General features: G+C 70.9%; 16 protein-coding genes, 1 other RNA gene and 2 pseudogenes. 12 read left to right on the forward strand and 7 right to left on the reverse strand.

Features of this window, described 5'->3' with window-relative positions; genetic code table 11:
- Nucleotides 1–29: 29 nt before the first annotated feature.
- The 8 genes and pseudogenes from ACQP10_RS27345 to ACQP10_RS27380 all read left to right on the forward strand — a co-directional run.
- Nucleotides 30–446 (forward strand): annotated as a pseudogene (locus ACQP10_RS27345) (RNA-guided endonuclease InsQ/TnpB family protein); the annotation flags it as partial.
- 313 nt (nucleotides 447–759) lie between these two features.
- On the forward strand, nucleotides 760–1,119 hold the full coding sequence (locus ACQP10_RS27350) for a DoxX family protein (protein WP_399499371.1): 360 nt from the start codon (nucleotides 760–762) through the stop codon (nucleotides 1,117–1,119).
- Nucleotides 1,120–1,177: 58 nt separating this feature from the next.
- Entirely contained in the window at nucleotides 1,178–1,756 is a 579-nt protein-coding gene (locus ACQP10_RS27355; RefSeq protein ID WP_433539987.1) for a TetR family transcriptional regulator, read from the forward strand.
- A gap of 187 nt (nucleotides 1,757–1,943) precedes the next feature.
- Complete coding sequence (locus ACQP10_RS27360; protein WP_433539988.1) at nucleotides 1,944–2,276, forward strand: hypothetical protein; 333 nt, start codon at nucleotides 1,944–1,946, stop codon at nucleotides 2,274–2,276.
- A 652-nt stretch (nucleotides 2,277–2,928) separates the two neighbouring features.
- Complete coding sequence (locus tag ACQP10_RS27365) at nucleotides 2,929–3,756, forward strand: hypothetical protein (protein WP_433539989.1); 828 nt, start codon at nucleotides 2,929–2,931, stop codon at nucleotides 3,754–3,756.
- A complete protein-coding gene (locus ACQP10_RS27370; protein WP_433539990.1) occupies nucleotides 3,753–4,133 on the forward strand; it encodes a hypothetical protein in 381 nt (126 codons plus the stop codon). Before ACQP10_RS27365 ends, ACQP10_RS27370 begins: the two co-directional genes overlap by 4 nt.
- Nucleotides 4,134–4,478: 345 nt before the next feature.
- A complete protein-coding gene (locus ACQP10_RS27375) occupies nucleotides 4,479–7,115 on the forward strand; it encodes a DUF6493 family protein (protein ID WP_433539991.1) in 2,637 nt (878 codons plus the stop codon).
- Nucleotides 7,116–7,117: 2 nt separating this feature from the next.
- Entirely contained in the window at nucleotides 7,118–8,044 is a 927-nt protein-coding gene (locus ACQP10_RS27380) for a hypothetical protein (RefSeq protein WP_433539992.1), read from the forward strand.
- Between the two features lie 44 nt (nucleotides 8,045–8,088).
- Here ACQP10_RS27380 and ACQP10_RS27385 read toward each other — a convergent pair whose 3' ends face one another.
- Complete coding sequence (locus tag ACQP10_RS27385) at nucleotides 8,089–8,610, reverse strand: hypothetical protein (RefSeq protein WP_433539993.1); 522 nt, start codon at nucleotides 8,608–8,610, stop codon at nucleotides 8,089–8,091.
- A gap of 263 nt (nucleotides 8,611–8,873) precedes the next feature.
- Between ACQP10_RS27385 and ACQP10_RS27390 the strand changes: the two genes are divergently transcribed.
- On the forward strand, nucleotides 8,874–9,428 hold the full coding sequence (locus ACQP10_RS27390) for a LuxR C-terminal-related transcriptional regulator (RefSeq protein WP_433541950.1): 555 nt from the start codon (nucleotides 8,874–8,876) through the stop codon (nucleotides 9,426–9,428).
- Between the two features lie 63 nt (nucleotides 9,429–9,491).
- Here ACQP10_RS27390 and ACQP10_RS27395 read toward each other — a convergent pair whose 3' ends face one another.
- Entirely contained in the window at nucleotides 9,492–9,965 is a 474-nt protein-coding gene (locus ACQP10_RS27395; RefSeq protein WP_389997151.1) for a hypothetical protein, read from the reverse strand.
- A 325-nt stretch (nucleotides 9,966–10,290) separates the two neighbouring features.
- On the opposite strand from ACQP10_RS27395, the gene ACQP10_RS27400 reads away from it, so the two are divergent.
- Entirely contained in the window at nucleotides 10,291–10,767 is a 477-nt protein-coding gene (locus tag ACQP10_RS27400; protein WP_346023039.1) for a lamin tail domain-containing protein, read from the forward strand.
- A 336-nt stretch (nucleotides 10,768–11,103) separates the two neighbouring features.
- On the forward strand, nucleotides 11,104–11,850 hold the full coding sequence (locus ACQP10_RS27405) for a phosphotransferase family protein (protein ID WP_346023040.1): 747 nt from the start codon (nucleotides 11,104–11,106) through the stop codon (nucleotides 11,848–11,850).
- A gap of 117 nt (nucleotides 11,851–11,967) precedes the next feature.
- On the opposite strand, the pseudogene ACQP10_RS27410 reads toward ACQP10_RS27405, so the two are convergent.
- The 5 genes and pseudogenes from ACQP10_RS27410 to ACQP10_RS27430 all read right to left on the reverse strand — a co-directional run.
- A pseudogene (locus tag ACQP10_RS27410) lies at nucleotides 11,968–12,090 on the reverse strand (IS5/IS1182 family transposase); the annotation flags it as partial.
- Nucleotides 12,091–12,385: 295 nt separating this feature from the next.
- An RNA gene (gene rnpB, locus ACQP10_RS27415) (RNase P RNA component class A) lies at nucleotides 12,386–12,781 on the reverse strand.
- A gap of 250 nt (nucleotides 12,782–13,031) precedes the next feature.
- Nucleotides 13,032–14,402 (reverse strand): bifunctional RNase H/acid phosphatase, encoded by a 1,371-nt coding sequence (locus ACQP10_RS27420; RefSeq protein ID WP_346023041.1) that lies wholly within the window; start codon nucleotides 14,400–14,402, stop codon nucleotides 13,032–13,034.
- Nucleotides 14,399–15,139, reverse strand: coding sequence for a zinc ribbon domain-containing protein (locus ACQP10_RS27425; RefSeq protein ID WP_346023042.1), 741 nt, complete (start codon nucleotides 15,137–15,139; stop codon nucleotides 14,399–14,401). The genes ACQP10_RS27420 and ACQP10_RS27425 overlap by 4 nt, the downstream gene beginning before the upstream one ends.
- On the reverse strand, nucleotides 15,136–15,972 hold the full coding sequence (locus ACQP10_RS27430) for a Nif3-like dinuclear metal center hexameric protein (RefSeq protein WP_433539994.1): 837 nt from the start codon (nucleotides 15,970–15,972) through the stop codon (nucleotides 15,136–15,138). The genes ACQP10_RS27425 and ACQP10_RS27430 overlap by 4 nt, the downstream gene beginning before the upstream one ends.
- A 203-nt stretch (nucleotides 15,973–16,175) precedes the next feature.
- On the opposite strand from ACQP10_RS27430, the gene ACQP10_RS27435 reads away from it, so the two are divergent.
- Nucleotides 16,176–17,615, forward strand: a complete 1,440-nt coding sequence (locus ACQP10_RS27435; protein WP_433539995.1) for a flavin-containing monooxygenase — start codon at nucleotides 16,176–16,178, stop codon at nucleotides 17,613–17,615.
- Nucleotides 17,616–17,677: the final 62 nt, after the last annotated feature.

Raw genomic sequence — 17,677 nt, forward strand, 5'->3', positions numbered from 1 at the left:
CGGTGCTCCGGCCTTCAGGCCGGAGGTGAAGGCCCGCGCGGGCGCATGCCCGGGTGACCGACGCGCGCCGGGACTTCGCCCACAAGCTCTCTGCGAGCATCATCCGTGACAACCAAGCGGTGTACGTGGAGAACCTGTCGGTGAGGGGCCTGGCGCGCACGAGACTGGCCGGGAGCGTCCATGACGCGGGCTGGTCGCAGTTCACGGCCATGCTGGAGTACAAGGCCGCCCGGTACGGCCGGACCTTCGCCAAGATCGACCGCTGGTTCCCGTCGTCGAAGCTGTGCTCGGCGTGCGGAGCACTTGCTGACAAGATGCCGTTGAACGTCCGGTCGTGGACCTGCCCGTGCGGCGTGGTCCACGACCGGGACGTCAACGCGGCGATCAACATCCTGGCCGCCGGACGGGCGGACAGGCCAAACGCCTGTGGAGGGACGGTAAGACCACCGCTTGCGGTGGCACGACCCGGCGAAGCAGGAACCCACTCCAAGCTGCCCGCGATCTCGGCGGCCCAGCAGGGGAGAATCCCCGCCCTTCAGGGCGGGGAGGACGTCAAGAGCAGTTCCTGTGCCCGGCTCCCCGGAGCCTGTCGATCGAGGAGTACCGCGACACCTGCACGCACGCCTGAGCGGCGAACGACCGAGCGACCGCGCCATCCGCGACAGGGCGAGTCGAGCCTCCGGTGATGGGAGGGCGAACATTGATCGCCGGACATACCATACCGTATGGTATGTCCGGCGATCTTTTTCGAGGAGAGACATGTCCGCATTGCCCGACCCCGTCTGGCCGGTCGTCCTTCTGGCGTTCATTCAGGCCGGCGACGCCGTCATGTGCGTCAAGCCCATCCCGTTCATCGCCCGGTGCCTTGAGGGCGTGAACTGGCCGCGACGTCACTGGTGGATACTGCCGCCGCTGAAGTTCGCCGCGGCGGCCGGTCTGATCCTCGGCATCTGGCTGCCGTACCTCGGCGCCGTCACCTGTGCCGCCCTCGTGCTCTACTTCGTCGTCGCCGTCGCGATCCACATCGCGGCCCGGGACTTCGGCCGCAACCTCTTCCTCAACGCCACCGGCATGCTGCTGATCTGCGTCGCCACCGGCGTCCACAGCTTCCTGACATGACGCTCGTGAGCGCCTCGGCGGGCACGGGCCGTTCCATACCCTGTGGTACGTTCGCCGGGTGAGCACGGCACGAGACCGGTGGCTGGACGAGGGCCTGAAAGTCCTTGCGGAAGAGGGCGCGGCAGGGATTCGAATCGACCGGATCGCCGCCCGGCTCAACCTGTCGAAGGGGTCGTTCCACCATCACTTCGACGGCGCCGACGGGTACAAGAAAGAGCTTCTCGCCCACTTCGAGCGCCTTTCGGTTGAAGCGCTGGAAAACGCCATCTCCGAGGTGGGCGAATCGGCCGGTCCCCGTACGGTCCTCGCGCGGCTGACGAAGCTCGTCGGCTCCGACGACACCGGCCTCTACCGGCCCGAGGTCGAGACCGCGCTGCGGGCGTGGGCGACCTGGGACGCGGACGTGCGCGCCGTACAGACCCGCCTCGACGAGGCACGACTGGCCGCGCTCCAGCGGGTGTGGCGCCCGGCCGCCGCCGGTGACGAGGAGGCCCGCACCGCGGCCCTTCTGCCCTACCTGCTCGCGGTCGGCGCGACCGTCGTCTTCCCTCCCGTCGGCCCCGACCGGCTCCGCGACCTCTACGAGCTTCTCCTGCCCCTCGTCCCGGACGACCCCGGCGAAGCGGTCCCCGCGTGATCGTCACCACGATCTCCGTACCGGACGCCTCCGCACCACGGGAAAACTCGGAGCCGGCCGCGGCCCGTGCCCGGCGTCCGGTCAGGTGGCCGCGCCGAGAAGTTGGTGGGCGTAGGAGCCCCGTAGTTCACTCACGAGGCGGCGCCGCCATGCGCGAGCGATGGCGCCGTGGGTCAGGCGTCGGGCCGTGCGGGGCCTGGCCATGAGCCGGGCCGCGAGGTCGAGGGCTCGGGTCAGCAGGTTCTTCCGCGGGCTCGCGCTGCTGCCGGCCGCCCGTGACGCCGACACGGCGCTGGAGATCCGGCACCGGGCGTTGACGGATGCGTGCCGGCGGCTACTCGCCTCAGCCCAGTCCGACGAGCACATACGCGCGGCGATCGATGTCGGCGACGTGTTGAACCTCGCGAACGGCATCGCCGTCGCCGCAGCCGGATCAGCCGACGTGGCCGGCCGGTTGCTCGACGTCCTGACGACAGGTCTTCGAGCCCAGCCCCTCAGGGATCGTACGGTTCCGCTGTAGCTCCTGGCCGTCTGCCCGGCCGCCCACACCGCCGAGCACTATGCCCGGCCGATGGACTCGCAGCCGGAATGTGCCGTCAGTGCGATCGCCGCACCGGTGGCGCTTCCATGCTCTGATAGGTCTCGTACGCCGGCTCGCCAGACGCGCCCATGACCTTCACCTCGTTTTCAAGAGGCCCGCCGCCCTCTTGTCCCACCCTGAAGGGCGATCGAGCAACGACGCCGCAGGTTTCACTCCATGCCATGGACCACATCGCCGCCACCTTGGAAGGGTATTTGACGCCGGGCTTCAACCCCGCTCATTTCCCGGCGAAGTCGCCACCTCGCCACCGGGCTTCCCGACAGCCACTCGGGCGACTTCCACCGGAAAGCGCCGGCAAGCTCACAAACAGTTGGATCCACCTCCGCGCCGCGGCCTCACTCACCGCTCCGCCGCGGGCGCGAAAAAGCTCCGCCATCCGCTATGACCCTGCCTCCCTGCCACTGTTCCGAACCTTTTCCCATCGGCAGTCTCCCCGGATCCGCGGCGACACGAAAGCCCTCGGCGAAGGCCCGGCTCCGCTTCTTCGCGGAGATCCGCTCCTCGTGATCGATCCGTTATCGAACTGGCTTAGTGTGTCGTTCGGCATTGAATGGGAGGAACGGGGATCACAATGAAATCCGTCGGGACGAACAGGCTGGATTCCGGTGGATTCGACTTCTCGCCTCCCACGCCGGAGAGAAAGTCGAAATCCTGGCCCGCGAAGTGGGTCGGCATCCTTGTTCTCGCCTGCGCCCTGGGATTCGGCGTTCTTTACGCCAATGGGAACGACACGCCGCAGCCGACATGGGAGTGGAAGCCGAAATCATATGATCCGCCCGTGCAGTACGCCTTCATTCCCGATGACGCGAAGTGCGGCAGGCTGAATCCCGGACTCACGGAAGAAGACGCCGAACCCCCACTGGTGGTCTGCACAGAATGGCGGTTGCGTGTAAATTACAAACGCGGCGATGGAAGGCAGGACATCGGCATCCCGTATGCTTCGTCCTGCGGCGGGCGCAGAGGCGGAGTCGACATCGGCGATGATGACTGCACCAGTGACATCGAGCTTTACGATGCGGCCAGCCAAGTACGACTGAGCGATGCCAAGCGGCGCAACATCACACTCCGGATCACCCGTGACGGCCACCGCATCGCCTATTTCAGCAAGAAGCACTTGCGGTTCATGGGCTGGGACCTGCCGACGGCTCAGCAGAAGGCCATCTCCCCACGCCTCGACGCTCAGATGCTGAGCGACCTTTACGACTTGGAGATATCGCCAGACGGCGAATTCTTCGCAATGACCTTCGCGGGGGATCAGCCTCGTCTGCTGCTCACAGGGTTCGCCACAGGGCGGACAACCACCCTTGAGGGGTTCTGCACAGTCCTCGGCATGAGCCGGGGCGCATCTGTGATCGCGGCGCAACGAACCTGCCCCGCCTCGACAAAGCAACCAGGGTGACCATCTTGAAACCAGATGGATCGGTCATCGCCGAACAAACGTCCATCGACGTCGCCGGAGACCTCTCCCCCGATGGCCGGTCGATCGTGGAGGTACGGTCTGCGGGCCAGGACGAGTACATCGTCACTCGTGACACCATCACCGGAGAAACCGTCAGGAAATCCAAGCTGCGCCTCATCTCAGAACCGAACGACGCGATAGGCGATTCCTGGCTGAGCGACGATGAATACATCGTCCAGGCCAGCACCCCCGAGTTCGGGGAGCCATTCGGCTACTATCGCGTCAACATCAGATCAGGGGCTTCGCGCAGAATCCCCGATCTCGGCCTGGATCCTGGCGGCAAGGTTTCCCTGGGAGCCGTCTTCATTCGCGACTGAGGCCATGAGACCATCCTCTCGCCGCACTTCTGACCGGTCTTTTCGACGATGGCCGCCCGGCCATCCGGGGGCGAGTCGGATCGGTGCCCCATTGCGGATGTCCTTCTCGGCCGCATGTCCCATCAAGCACGTGCCGTAGGAGGACAGCCGTCTGAGCCGATCGGTTCCCAACACCGCCTCGTCAGCGGCAACACGCCGCACCCCGGTCACGAGGGCACTCACCGCTCAGCCCTCAGACACGGAATCACGTGAAGCCGGCTCGTACACCACCTCCGTAAACGCCGACCGGGGTGGTGAAGCCCGAAGCAACCGAAAGTGTCGGTGCGGCTGGTTAGGTTCCCCGCCATGGATCACTGGGGCGAGATCAGGAAGCTGATCGAGAGACGGCAGGCCGACCGGCTCGCGGAGAAGGTCAGGACACTGGACGGCGAGGGCCGCAAGGAGGTCGCCGCCCGGCTGCCGGAGCTGCTGAAGGAGTTGCGGGGCCGGTTCGACCGCTGGGACGACGGCCTGGTCGACTACGGCCCCGCGCTGCGGGTGACGGGTGCCGCGACCATCGGCGGCGCGGCGGCCGTGGCGTCCTGGCTGTACCGGCGCGACTTCGCGCCGCGGTGGGCCGGCCTCGACAACGACGTGGATCTCGTCCTGGCGGTGCTCGCCGACCGGCCCGCCGCCTGGCGTGCCGACCTGGCCGAGCGGCTCGTGCTGCGCCTGCGCGCCTCCGACGACCGCGGCATGGCACTCGCCCTGGCCCTGCTCCGCCAGACCGGCATCGAGCCGCCGCCGCATGACCCGCTGGTGGCCGGCTGGGCGGACCGCGTCCCCTCGGATCTCGGTGCCGACCCGCTGCTCGACCACCTGCTGCCCCGCCTGTTCGAGGCCGCGGGCGTGGGCCGGGTGCTCCAGTGGGAGAAGGATCCGCGCCAGGGCTGGCTGGGCGCACTGACGACCCTCGCGGACGCGGGCCGGGTGAAGCGCGAGGAGCTGATCGACGGCTGCGTGCGCCGCTTCCTGCTCGGTGGTACGGCGATCGATCTGCGGTTCTTCGTCCGCCTGCACGAGGCGCTCGATCCCTCGCCCGCCGAGACGGCGCCCCGCGCCCGTGACTACCTGTGCCTGCTGCCCGCCTCCCCCGGCCCGGTCGCCGAGCTGGCCACCGGACGGCTGCGCGCCTGCGACGGCCTCACCGCCGACGACCTCGCCGAGGCGTGGGAGTCGCTGCTGTTCCGCCCCGAGCGCAAGCTGGTGCGCGCCGGGCTGTCATGGCTCGATCGCTCCGTACGGCGCGCACCCGCGCTAGCCGATGTGGTCGCCGCGCCACTGGCCCGCGCGTTCGCCACCGACTTCGCCGAGCTCCGGGAGAAGGCCGTCGAGTTGGCCCTCGCCCACGCGAGCGGCATGAGCGAGGAGGGTCGCGCCATCGTGGGCGAGGCCGTCGAGCTGCTCCCGCCCCACCTCGGGCACCGGGCCGCCGCGGTGTTCGCGGGCGGCACGGTCGCCGAGGCCGAACCCGCGTTCACCCCGCCGCCGCTGCCCGCCGCGCCCGAACGCTCCCGGGCCCTCGAACCCCCGGTCGAGTCCGTCGAGGAGCTCGACCTGCTGATGCGGCAGGAGGGGCCGCATTCCTGGCAGGCCTGGGAGCGGTCGCTCGCCGGCCTCGTCGCGCTCACCCACCGCGACCGGGTGGGCACGGCGGCGGCGATGCTCTCCGGACTGCGCGAAACGCTCGCCCAGCCGTGGGCCGACTGGGACTACCGGCGGGAGCCCTGGGAGCATGCCGGCCAGTGGCTCCGAGGCGCCGTCCGCTCCCTGACCGCGACCGCGCCCACCCCGCACGCCTGGCGGCGTTTCATGCCGAAGGGGAACCTCGCCGCCCCGCACCGGCTCCTGCTGCACCGCGCGGCCGAGGTCCTGCGGGCCGTCGAGGAGGACGCCCTCCCGCCGCTGCTGCTGGCCACGCCCACGCACACCACGGGGCACGTGGCGGCGGCCGAGCTGGTCCGGCGGCTGGAGGTCATCGAGGCCGCCGGGGCCAAGCCGCTGGCCGCCGACCTCCAGCAGGCGCTGCTGCGCCTGCCGCGCACCCCGGATCCCGAGGCGGCGGAGCGGGCGGCCCGCCTGACGTCCGCGGCGGGCCGGATCCTCGCCGCGTGGACCTGCCCGCAGGTCGGGATCGAGCTGGAGTGGACCTGCGGGAACGGCGGCGACGGCGACCACGACTGGCACGACCGGAGCCACTCCCACTACATACGTCTGGTGCCCACGGCCACCGCCGTACCCGTCGGCCTGCCGCTGGTCGACATGATGCTCGGCGTCCCCAGGCACTCGGCCGACGCCGAGCACCTCGAATGGTGGCCCTCGACGCTGCCCGCGCACCGCGAGGTAGCCGCCGCCCACCTCATGCCGTATGCGCTCAGACGCTCCTGGAACGACCCCTCCCTCAGGCTGGGGCAGATCCGCCATCTCGCGCGAGCCGAAGGGCCGGCCGGAGCGGCGTTCTCGACGATGCTCGCCTGTGTCCTGGGCGAACCGGGGACACCCGAGTCGGTCGACGTGCTGCTGGAGGTCGCCGCGCGCGACGAGCTGCCCGCGGCCGAGGTCGGCCGCCAGGTGGGGCTCCTGCTGACCAGCGGCGAGGTCAGGATGATCGACATGGTCGCCGCGCTCGACGCCGCGGCCGGGCGGGGCGCCCACGCGCACGTGTGGCGGATCGCCGCCGCGGCGCTGCCCGCGCTGCTGCCCGCGCCGGGCGAGCGCCCGCGCAACGGCCTGGCCCGCTTCGTAACACTCGCCGCCACGGCCGCCGAGTGGTGCGGCGCCCGCGGTGAGATCCCCGAGGTGCGCGACACGGCCGCCCGCAAGGGGAACAGCGAATGGCTCCGCGAGGTCCGCCGGCTGCACGACCGGCTCACCGGCCGCGCACCCGGGACGGCGGACACGAACAGCGTCGGCACCGGTACCGGTACCGGCCAGGAAGGTTGATCATGATGTCCGAGCGGATCAAGAGGAACAAGAACTGGCGCTCCCGGAACGACGAGGCCCACGCCAGGCGGATGGAGATCGGCGATCTCGCCCGCGCCGCCGCCGCACCGGGCTGGTCGCGGCTGGCCGTACGACATGCCCAGGTCGGCTCGCACGCGGTGACCACCGTCACCCGCGACGGCCGCGAGATCACCGTCGAGGGCGCGGCGGAGCCGTTCCAGGGCATGACGGAGCCGTTCCGGCGCCTGCGCGAGCTTTCCTACCAGGACGGCGTCGGCACCTGGTTCACCTGCGAGCTGGAGTTCTCCCCCGGCGGCAGGGGGTACACCGGCCGCGTCGACTCCGCCGCACCGCCGTTCGAGAGCGTGCCGCCGAGGGCGGCGCTGGCGGAGCTGACCGTCTTCCCCCGCGAGAAGCCGCCCGGCTGGCTGCTGGCCGCGCTGCCGACCGCGGCTCCCCTCGGACTGCCCACCGCGTACGGCGACCGCTACGACTGGTGGCGCGGCCGTTTCGATGATCGCCGGCCGCAGGCTCCGCCGCCGATCACCGGGGAGCTGGCCTACCGGCCGGCCACGACCATGACCGCCCGCGCCTTCGGTCATGACCAGGAACACAGCCGATGCCTGATCTACCTGGCGGAACAGGCCGACGACTCCGGCGCCGAGCACCTTCTGGTGACGTCCTACCAGGAGGGTTACTGGGTGGCCCGCCAAGACATGCGCGGCACCAACGAGGGGGTGCGCTCCATCACGCTGGACGACACGACGCTCCGGCTGGAGCTGACGCTTGAGGCGGCCGACCTGCTGGAGACCGAGACCGTCTTCGAGGTCCGTCTCGACCTGCCGCCCGAGACGCTCGGCGAGCTGCGCACCGTCCTGCCCGGCATGCTGCGGTCCGTCGCCCAGGCGCCGGAGCTGATCGGCTTCTGATCCGTGGCGACGCTTCCGGCCTGATCTCCTGGCCTGGCGCTCCGTCACCGCCGGAAGAGGGACGGAGCCGTCGTCCGTGCGGTCCCGTCGGTGGCCGCCGTACCGTCTCGCCGGCGGCCGGACAGGATGAGCAGCCCGGTGACGCAGAACGCGCCGGTCACGATGACGAGTTGCACGTCGTAGGCGATGTCCCTGGTGGGCAGCAGCATGTTGGCGAGGTGCGAGCCGGTGTGCACGCCCACCGCCGCCCACAGCGCCCCGGTACGGGCCCGCGCGGCCGCGCAGGCGAAGCCGAGCGCGGTCGCCTGGACCACGCCCAGCAGCAGGTGCAGCGGGGCCCGCCAGGATCTCGTCAGACCCATGCCCCGCCACGGTTCTCGACCGAGACGGCGGATGAGGCAGACCAGTCCGAGCGAGGCCAGCGTGATGCCGATCATGCCGAGGGGCCGGTAGAGGACGTTGTCGCGGTCGAGGAGCAGCACCACGGGGGCGGTTCCGATGATCACCTGTGTGAGCATGGCGACGACGGTGATCAGGACGGCCCAGACGGGATGGGTGGGTCTCATGGACGGCCACGTTAGGGAGCGGGCCGCCGTCCGGCATCGGTCCGCGGGAGGAGCCTGCCATGACGTTCGTCATGGGTTTGTGGGGGGATCACACCGGCGCCGCGGGAAACTAGGGTCTTATCCGTGCCGCGTCATCGGGTGCCCGGTGTCCCGGGCCGTCTTCCCAGGTCCAGCCGCGTGACGCCGGTCCACCGCCGCTGCTGAGCGTCGTGTTCTGGGTGGTGCTCGCCGCCACCGCGCTCGCCTACGCCGCACGCGTCAGCATGTCCTCTGGCCCCTCGATCGCGCGGATCGTGGTGTTCGGCGTCAACGTGGCGCTGGTGGACGCCCGGATGCCGAGGATGAACGGCGTCGAGCTCATCACCCTGCTGTCGGCCCGGTATCCGGCGGTGGCCTCGGTCGTGCTCAGCACGTTCGACGAGGATGACTACATCTTCGGCGCGTTGCGGGCCGGCGCCGTCGGCTACCTGCTCAAGGACTGCACGCCGGCGGAACTGGTCGACGCCATCCGGCGGGCCGCCCGCGGCGAGACGGTGCTGGCCTCCCCGGTGGCCGCCCGGCTGGTCGCCGAGATCCGCCGCCCCGCCACGCGGGCGCTGACCGATGCGCCGCCTGATCGGGAGGGATTGTCGGTCAGGGAGGCCCAGGTGGCCGGACTGATCTCGACCGGAGCCACGAACAGGCAGATCGCCGACCGGCTGCTCATCACCGAGGGCACGGTGAAGAACCACGTCACGAGCCTGCTCCGCAAATACGGCCTCCGTGACCGCACACAGCTCGCCCTGCACCTCCAGCGGACCCACCGGCCCTCACCGTGACGACCGGTTCCCACCGCCCGCGTGCCGTTGTGTGATGGGTCCGGGAAGAGGACCATCCCGGCGTCAACACCAGCCTCCGCCGTCCAGGGAAGAGGTCACGTCCACGTCGTAGTCGTCGCCGTACTTCTCCCCCATCTCGTCCAGGAACCACACCGAGAGCTCAACCTCCCTCCCGCCGACGGTCTTGGTGAAGCAGCCCACCCCTTCCCCGTCATCCTCCGGAGGGGGCGTCCACCCATCCCTGATCGCGGCGTCTCGGTAAAAGGACAGCACCTCGGCTCGCGGGCCCGAGGGGCGGTAGGTCTGCCCGACGGTCGTGATCCGGTCGTCGTTGTCACAAGAGCTGCCGCGCCCCTTCAGCGGTGTCGCGTTCGCCGGATGAGCGTCGAGGACGCTGAGCGTGGCCAGGGAGGCGGCGAGCCGGTCATCGTCGGCGTTGCACCCATAGAACAACACCAGGAAAGCGATAGGAGCGACCAGAACAGCGCCGCCCCCCACGCAGATGGCCACGAGCACCGCGATCATCGAGCGCTTCATGATCGGCAGCCTAGTGCGGTCGTACATTCACTCGGCAGGTACGCCGGAGCCGGCTCTGGATGCACCACACGGTCGTGACCTCACTCGCGGCCACTTCATCACGAGCCAATGGCAGGTCCCAGCTCGGTGTTCGACGACATGGAGTGTGAGGCCTCGCGAACCGCACGGACCCGTACCGGACCTATGTCGACGCCCTCACTTCTCGATCCGGTGGGGGCGTCGTCATGCCCTGGCGCGCCAAGAGAACCGAATTCACCTGCCAACCCGCACCGCAGGCCAGACGTCTCACATTTGCCGCATATCTCACATCCTGAAGGATCCACCGGTGCGCTCTCTCTCCCTGGCTCTGTCCGCCGCCGCTTCGGCCGTGGCGTTCGTCCCCGTTGTTCCGGCGCAGGCCGCCGCGCTCCCCACGGTCCAGTTCGTGAAGATCTACTACAACTCGCCCGGGTCACCGGACAACGGGGCGAACAGCAGCCTGAACGGCGAGTGGGCGCAACTCAGGAACACCACCCGGAAGGCGATCAACCTCAAGGGGTGGACCCTCCGCGATAAGACGTCCGCGCCGGATCACGTCTACACGTTCGACACGTTCACCCTCGGCGCCGGTAAGACGGTCACGGTGCGAACCGGTAAGGGTACGAACACCTCGACCACCCGCTACTGGGGTCGGTCCGGAGGGACATTCGCTTACATCTGGAACCAGACCGCGGACACCGGATACATCCGCAACCCATCTGGAAAGCTCATCGACTCCTGCTCGTACAACAACTCTCGGGCCGCGTCGGTCAACTGCCTGTAGCCGTACAACGCAAGAGCCCTCACCCGCCTACGGGCGAGGGCTTTCCTCTGTTCGCCCTGGCGCGCATGCCAACCTCTCGCGCCGTTGCGACGTCTCGTTCCGGGGACCGGAATCCGTAGGTGCCGATAATCCATCCGCGCAGGTCGGAGCGGCGACCGTCGACCGCGTGCATCGAATTCAGGGGCTCCAAGGGCTCCTAGCAAAAGTGGTGGACTTGACCTGGTCAGCGGTCAGTGTCGCGCACGAGGCCGCTTGGCAGCGGAACGCGGTCAGCCGCGCGATCGCACGCGATAAACCCGGTGACGTCGACGATCGCCCCCGGGATACTGGTCGCCCATGGATGAGGTCGAAATGGTCGTCGCCCATTCCGAGCGCGCGACCCTTCGCGTCGGCGACGTGTTCCTGAAGGTGGACGCCGATCAGGCGCGCATCGACGTCGAGGTCGAGGCGATGGCCCTGGCGCCGGTCCCGACCCCGAAGGTCCTGTGGCACAAGCCGCCGGTGCTCGCGATCGCCGCGGTCCCGGGGGCGGCGCTCGGCCGCCTCGGCGAGCCGTCGACCGCGTCCCCGGCGGCGTGGGCCGCGGCGGGCGCCGCCATCCGGAGGTTGCACGACGCGCCGTTGCCGCCCAGGCCCGGCCGGGCCGGCCGGGGCCTCGACGAGCTGGCGGCGGATCTCGACGGCGAGTGCGAGTGGCTCGTGACGAACGGCGTTCTGCCCGCCGACCTGGTCACCCGCAACCGCCAGGTCGCCGAGGCCGCGCTCCGGCCGTGGACACCGGTCTTCACCCACGGCGACCTGCAGATCGATCACGTGTTCGTCGACGGCGACGGGATCACGGGCATCATCGACTGGTCCGAGGCAGGCCAGGGTGATGCCCTGTACGACCTCGCCACCTTGACGCTCGGACACGAGGAGCACCTCGGCGACGTCGTCGCCGGCTACGGCACCGACGTCGACCTCGACGTGATCCGCGCGTGGTGGTCGTTGCGAAGCCTGCTGAATGTTCGCTGGCTGGTCGAGCACGGCTTCGACCCGTTCGCGCCGGGCTGTGAGATCGACGTGCTGAGATCTCGGCTGTGAGGCCGCGCGCATACCGGGATCTCAGCCGACCCGAACACGCGGACCGCCTCAACCTCATGGCACCGGCCAGGACGCGGCCCAGGGGAATGCCGTATCCGCCCGTCATGCCCGAGCGTTAATGATCCGGACACTGATCCGCCGACGGTGACAGCCGAGCGGATGGTCCGGGTGATACACCGGCCGCTCAGGCAACAGGGCCGCGAACTGGTGCCCGAGCGGTTCGGTCAGCCATGACGGCAGCGATCCACTGTGGACCGGTTCGTGTCTGTCCGAGTACGAACGACAAGGCTAAAGGGTGGTGCAGAAGAGAGTGGCACGGGCGTTTCTCCTGCATGGGCGGACCGTTACGAGCTGGTCCTTTGTGGGTGGAGAGCCGGTAGAGGGCCAGGGTGTTGCGGACGCGGGCGGGCGCGGACGGCGCTGGACAACGCCTTCGCCTCGGTCCTCGGGTCCGCGTGATGTGCCCCCGATGCGCCCTCTCAAGGGTTCGATCTTCCTGCGTGAGGGTTCCGCCGCAGGTCAGGGGCGGGGAAGGCGGACGAGTCGGCCTGTAGGCCGGGTTTTGTCCTTCACTGACGTGAAGGGGCGACCATCCATCTAGGGCCGTCGTTGCCGGCGGCCTCAAGCGGTCTACCCGCGCGGCTCGGGCGGGCAGCCCTCGAACGTCGCGCGCGGAACGCTCCGGAGAGCGTCCCTTCTTGACCTTGCTCCAGGTGGGGTTTACCAAGCCGCCCACGTCACCGTGGGCGCTGGTGGTCTCTTACACCACCGTTTCACCCTTACCCCTCCCGCGAGGGAGGGGCGGTCTGTTTTCTGTGGCACTGTCCCGCGGGTCACCCCGGGTCGGCGTTACCGACCACCCTGCCCTGTGGAGCCCGGACCTTCCTCGGCGGGCCCCGAAGGGACCCGACGCGGCCGCCCGGCCGGCTCGTCCGCCGTGTTGCAAGCTTATCGGCTCCCAACCGATCTCCAACCGGGCGACAAGTCGTCTCCGGTCGAATGTGAGGCGCGGGCGGCGCCGAGGAGGGAGCCGCCCGCGCTCCGGACGGACGTACGGCACATCACGGCCCCCAGCCTGTACGGACGTCCGGAGCGCAGGCTTCAAGGACGGACGGGCGTCCGGAGCGTGATCTCAGCGCGAACGGGCGCCCGTCCGGTGGACGTCCATGAATCGATGGGCCTCAGCGGAGGTGGGAGGTGTCGTTGAACGCCTTCACCACCGCGGGCCCGTCGGCGTAGTACTCGATCAGGGACAGCGCGGCCAGGTCGAGGTGCATGCGGTACAGCGCGGAGGGGGGAGCCTCCAGTGCGAACCGCAACAGCATCTTGATCGGCGTGACGTGGGAGACGGCGAGGACCGTCCTGCCCTCGTAGCGCTCGACGAGCCGGTCCCCGGTCGTCTGGACCCGCCGCGCCGCCACCTCGAAACTCTCCCCACCCGGCGGCGCGGCGGACGGGTCCGCCAGCCACGCGGCGAGCTCGTCCGGCCAGCGGCGCTGGATCTCGGTGAAGGTGTGGCCCTCCCAGTCGCCGAAGTCGACCTCCCTGAGCCCCTCCTCGACCTCGACCTCCAGCCCGAGCATGGCCGCGACGATCTCGGCGGTGGCGCGGGCGCGCTTGAGCGGCGAGCTGACCACCACCTGGATCCCGTACGGCGGGCGCGACAGCCTGGCGGCGGCGGCCTCGGCCTGGGCGATGCCGGCGGAGGTGAGCTCGGGGTCGCCGACGCCGGAGAAGCGGCGCTCGGCGGAGAACGGGGTCTCGCCGTGCCGGAGCATCAGCAGCGAGGTCGCCACGGTGGTGGGCGGGCGCCAGCCGGTGCCGACGCCGGATCCGGTCGCCGCGGTCGTCTCGGGGTCCGTCCCGTTCGCCGGGCCGTACGGGGCCGGCGCCACGGTCTCTTCCTCACCGATGAGGTCGAGCAGGGAGTCCTGGACGGTGGCCGGGGCCGCGGGAACCGAGCCGGTCCCCCGGGAAGCGGTCTCACGGAACCCCGCGGCGGGCCCACCGGGGGCGGCCGGGCCGGCGGGGGCCGAACCGGCGGCCGGACCTGAGGACACCCCGGATGCGGCCGGACCCGCGGAAGCCGGAGCGGGGGCCGGGGCGGCGGGTGACGCGCCGGCGAGGCGCCACGGGCGGCCCTTGGCCGCCGCGTCCATGGCCTCGTTCGCCAGCCGGTCGGCGTCCTTGTTCTTCTCCCGGGGGATCCACCGCCAGGTGACCCGCAGCCGCCGGGCCAGCCCGGCGGCCTCCGAGGCGAGCGGCCGCAGCCCCTCGTTCTTGATCTTCCAGCGGCCGGCCATCTGCTCGATGACCAGCTTGGAGTCCATCCGGACCTCGACGGCGGCGCCGTCTCCGGCGATGGCCAGGAGCGACCGCAGGCCGGCGATCAGCCCGCGGTACTCGGCGACGTTGTTGGTCTGGGTGCCGATCGCCTCGGCGATCTCGGCCAGCACCTGGCCGTCCGAGGCGTCCTTGACGACGGCGCCGTACCCGGCGGGACCCGGGTTGCCCCGGGAACCGCCGTCGGCCTCGACGACGAAGGAGGTCACAGGCCCGACTCGGGGGTGCGGACCAGGATGCGGCGGCACTCCTCGCAGCGGAGGACCTCGTCGTGGGAGGCGGCCTTGATGCGGTTGATCTCCGCGATGGACAGACTGGTGCGGCAGCCCAGGCAGCGGGTGCCCTGCAGCATGGCGGCGCCCACCCCGAACTGCTCGCGCAGCTTCTCGTAGAGGGCGAGCAGGTCGGCGGGGATCTCGGCGGCGACGGTGCCGCGCTTGCCCTTGACCTCGGTGTTCTCCTTGTCGATCTCGGCGAAGGCGGCGTCCCGGCGGTCCTCGGCGTCGGCGCGCAGCCCGGCGAGCCGGTCGCGCTCGGCGGCGAGCTTGGTGACCTGCTCGTCGGCGGCCTCCCGGCGCTCCATGATCTCCAGGACGACCTCCTCCAGGTCGCTCTGGCGGCGGTTCAGGGAGACGATCTCGGACTGGAGGCTCGCGAGGTCCTTCGGCGAGGTCACCTGGCCGGAGTCGAGGCGCTTCTGGTCGCGCTCGGCGCGGACGCGGACCGAGTCGACGTCGGACTCGGCCTTGGTCTGCTCGCGGGCGAGGTCGCCGGCCTCGGTCTCGGCGGCGATGACCTGCGTGGCGAGCCGGGCCACGCGGGCCGACAGGTCGTCGATCTCGGCCAGCTCGGGCAGGGTGCGGCGGCGATGGGCCAGCCGGTCGATGACGGAGTCGAGTTCGGCCAGGTCGAGCAGGCGCTTCTGCGCCGCCGGGGCTGCTTTCACTTCAGATCCTCGCACTCTGCTGTTGTCGTCCAGGCGTCCGTGACCGTCTCGGATACGCGCGTCTCAACAGTATTCCCCTTCGCGGCCAGTCCGGATGCCAGGCGGCGCGCCGCGTCGGCGAGCCAGGGCCACTCGGTGGCCCAGTGGGCCGCGTCGATCAGCGCCGGTCCCCCGGGCTCCTCGGTGAACTCGCTGGCCGGGTGGTGCCGCAGGTCGGCGGTGAGGAAGACGTCCACCCCGGCGGCGCGGGCCGCGCCGAGGAGGGAGTCGCCGGCGCCGCCGCTCACCGCGACGCGCCGCACCTCGCGGTCGGGGTCTCCGGAGATCCGCAGGCCGCCGGCGGTGGCGGGCAGGCCCCGCGCCGCCTGCCGGGCGAACTCGCGCAGGGTGACGGGGGCGGGCGGCGATCCGATCCGGCCGAGGCCGCGGCGGGGGTCGTCGGCGGCGGGGACCAGCGGGGTGAGCGGGCCGGTGAGGCCGACGGCGCGGGCCAGCGCGTCGGAGACGCCTGGGTCGGCGACGTCGGCGTTGGTGTGCGCGGCGAACAGGGCGATGTCGTTCCTGATCAGCGTGTGGACCAGGCGGCCCTTGAAGGTGGTGGCCGCCACGCTGGTGGTGCCGCGCAGGTAGAGGGGGTGGTGGGTGACGATCAGGTCGGCGCCCCAGGCGAGCGCCTCCTCGACCACGACCGGCACCGGGTCAACGGCGAACAGGATCCGCCGCACCGGCGCGGCGGGGTCTCCGCAGACGAGCCCGACCGCGTCCCAGGACTCGGCCCAGCGGGGGTCGTAGGTCGATTCGAGCTCGTCGACGACGTCAGCAAGGGTAGGCACGTGCGCAGACTACCGGCAGGCCCGGTGGCCGGTACGGACGGCGCTTCCGGCATCCTCGGACCGCCACCGCTCCCCCGTGAGGTCCCGGCCCCGGGACGGTCTTTACTTCGCCGCCCGGTCTGCAGGACGCTGATCTCCAGCGGGGGACGGCCCCGCCGGGGTCCTCCCGGCGGGCGGGCACGGGCATCCGGAAGGGCTGGCGCATGGGGCCGACTGTCGCGATCATCGGGGCCGGGTTCGCCGGCCTGTGCATGGCCATCCGGCTGCGGGAGGCCGGAATCCGCTCGTTCACGGTCTTCGAGCGGGGGCCCGGCGTCGGGGGCACCTGGCGGGACAACACCTACCCGGGGGCCGGGTGCGACGTCCCCTCGCACCTGTACTCCTTCTCCTTCGAGAGGTATTCGAGCTGGACCCGCCGCTACCCCGGTCAGCCGGAGATCCTCGCCTACCTGGAGATGTGCGCCGACAGGTACGGCGTGCGCCCGCACGTCCGGCTGAACACCGAGGTCACGGCCGCCGTCTACGACGAGTCGCTGGGCCGCTGGCGGGTGCGGACCTCCGCCGGGGAGGAGTCGTTCGACGTGGTGGTGTCGGCGGTGGGGCAGCTCAGCCGCCCCCGCCTGCCGGACATCCCGGGCATGGACGACTTCCGGGGCGTCTCCTTCCACTCCGCCCGCTGGGACCACTCGGTGGATCTGACCGGGCGGCGGGTCGCGGTGATCGGGAGCGGGTCGTCGGCGGCGCAGCTCATCCCGCCGGTGGCCGAGGCCGCGGCGCACCTGGACGTCTTCCAGCGCACCCCCAACTGGGTGGTCCCCAAGCCCGACGGCGTCTTCGCCCCGGCCGCCCGGACGGCCCTGCACCGGGTGCCGTTCCTGCAGCGCGGCTACCGGGAGTGGATCTATCGCTATACCGAGGGCGTCCTCCACCCGGCCCTGTCCGGCGGGTGGAGCGCCGGGCTGGTGCGCGAGCGGGCCCTGGCCCACCTGCGCGCGCGGGTCCCGGACCCGGCGCTGCGGGCGAGGCTGACCCCGGACTACCCGGTCGGCTGCCGGCGGATCGTCATCGACAGCGGGTTCTACCCCGCGCTGATGCGGCCGGACGTGGACGTCGTCACCGAACCGATCGTCCGCGTCGCGCCGGGCGGCGTGGAGACGACCGGCGGGCTCCGCGAGGCCGACGTGATCGTTTACGCGACCGGCTTCGACGCCACCGGCTTCCTGTCACCCGTCGAGGTGATCGGCCGCGGCGGGCGCCGCCTGGCCGAGGAGTGGCGGGACGGTGCCGAGGCGTACCTCGGCATCGCGGTGCCGCGCTTCCCGAACCTGTTCCTGCTGTACGGCCCCAACACCAACCTGGGCCACACCTCGATCGTCTTCATGATCGAATGCCAGGTCCGGTACGTCATGGGCTGCCTGCCGTACCTGGTGGAGCGGGGACCGATGGAGGTGGATCCCGCGGCGATGGACGCCTGGCGGCGGCGCCTCGCGGAGACCATGGGCTCGATGGTGTGGCAGGCGGGCTGCACGAGCTGGTACAAGGACGCGGCGGGCCGGATCACCACCAACTGGCCCGGCCCGACCACCCTCTACCGGCGGCTCACCAGGGCGCCCCGGCCGCCGGCGTTCCGCTTCGCCCGCTGACGGCCGTACGGCCCGCGGCGCGGGTGGCGGGCCTTCCGAAGCCGGACCGGGCCCTCCTCCCG

Source organism: Streptosporangium sandarakinum, assembly GCF_050942225.1.
GTDB classification, from domain to species: Bacteria; Actinomycetota; Actinomycetes; order Streptosporangiales; family Streptosporangiaceae; genus Streptosporangium; species Streptosporangium nondiastaticum.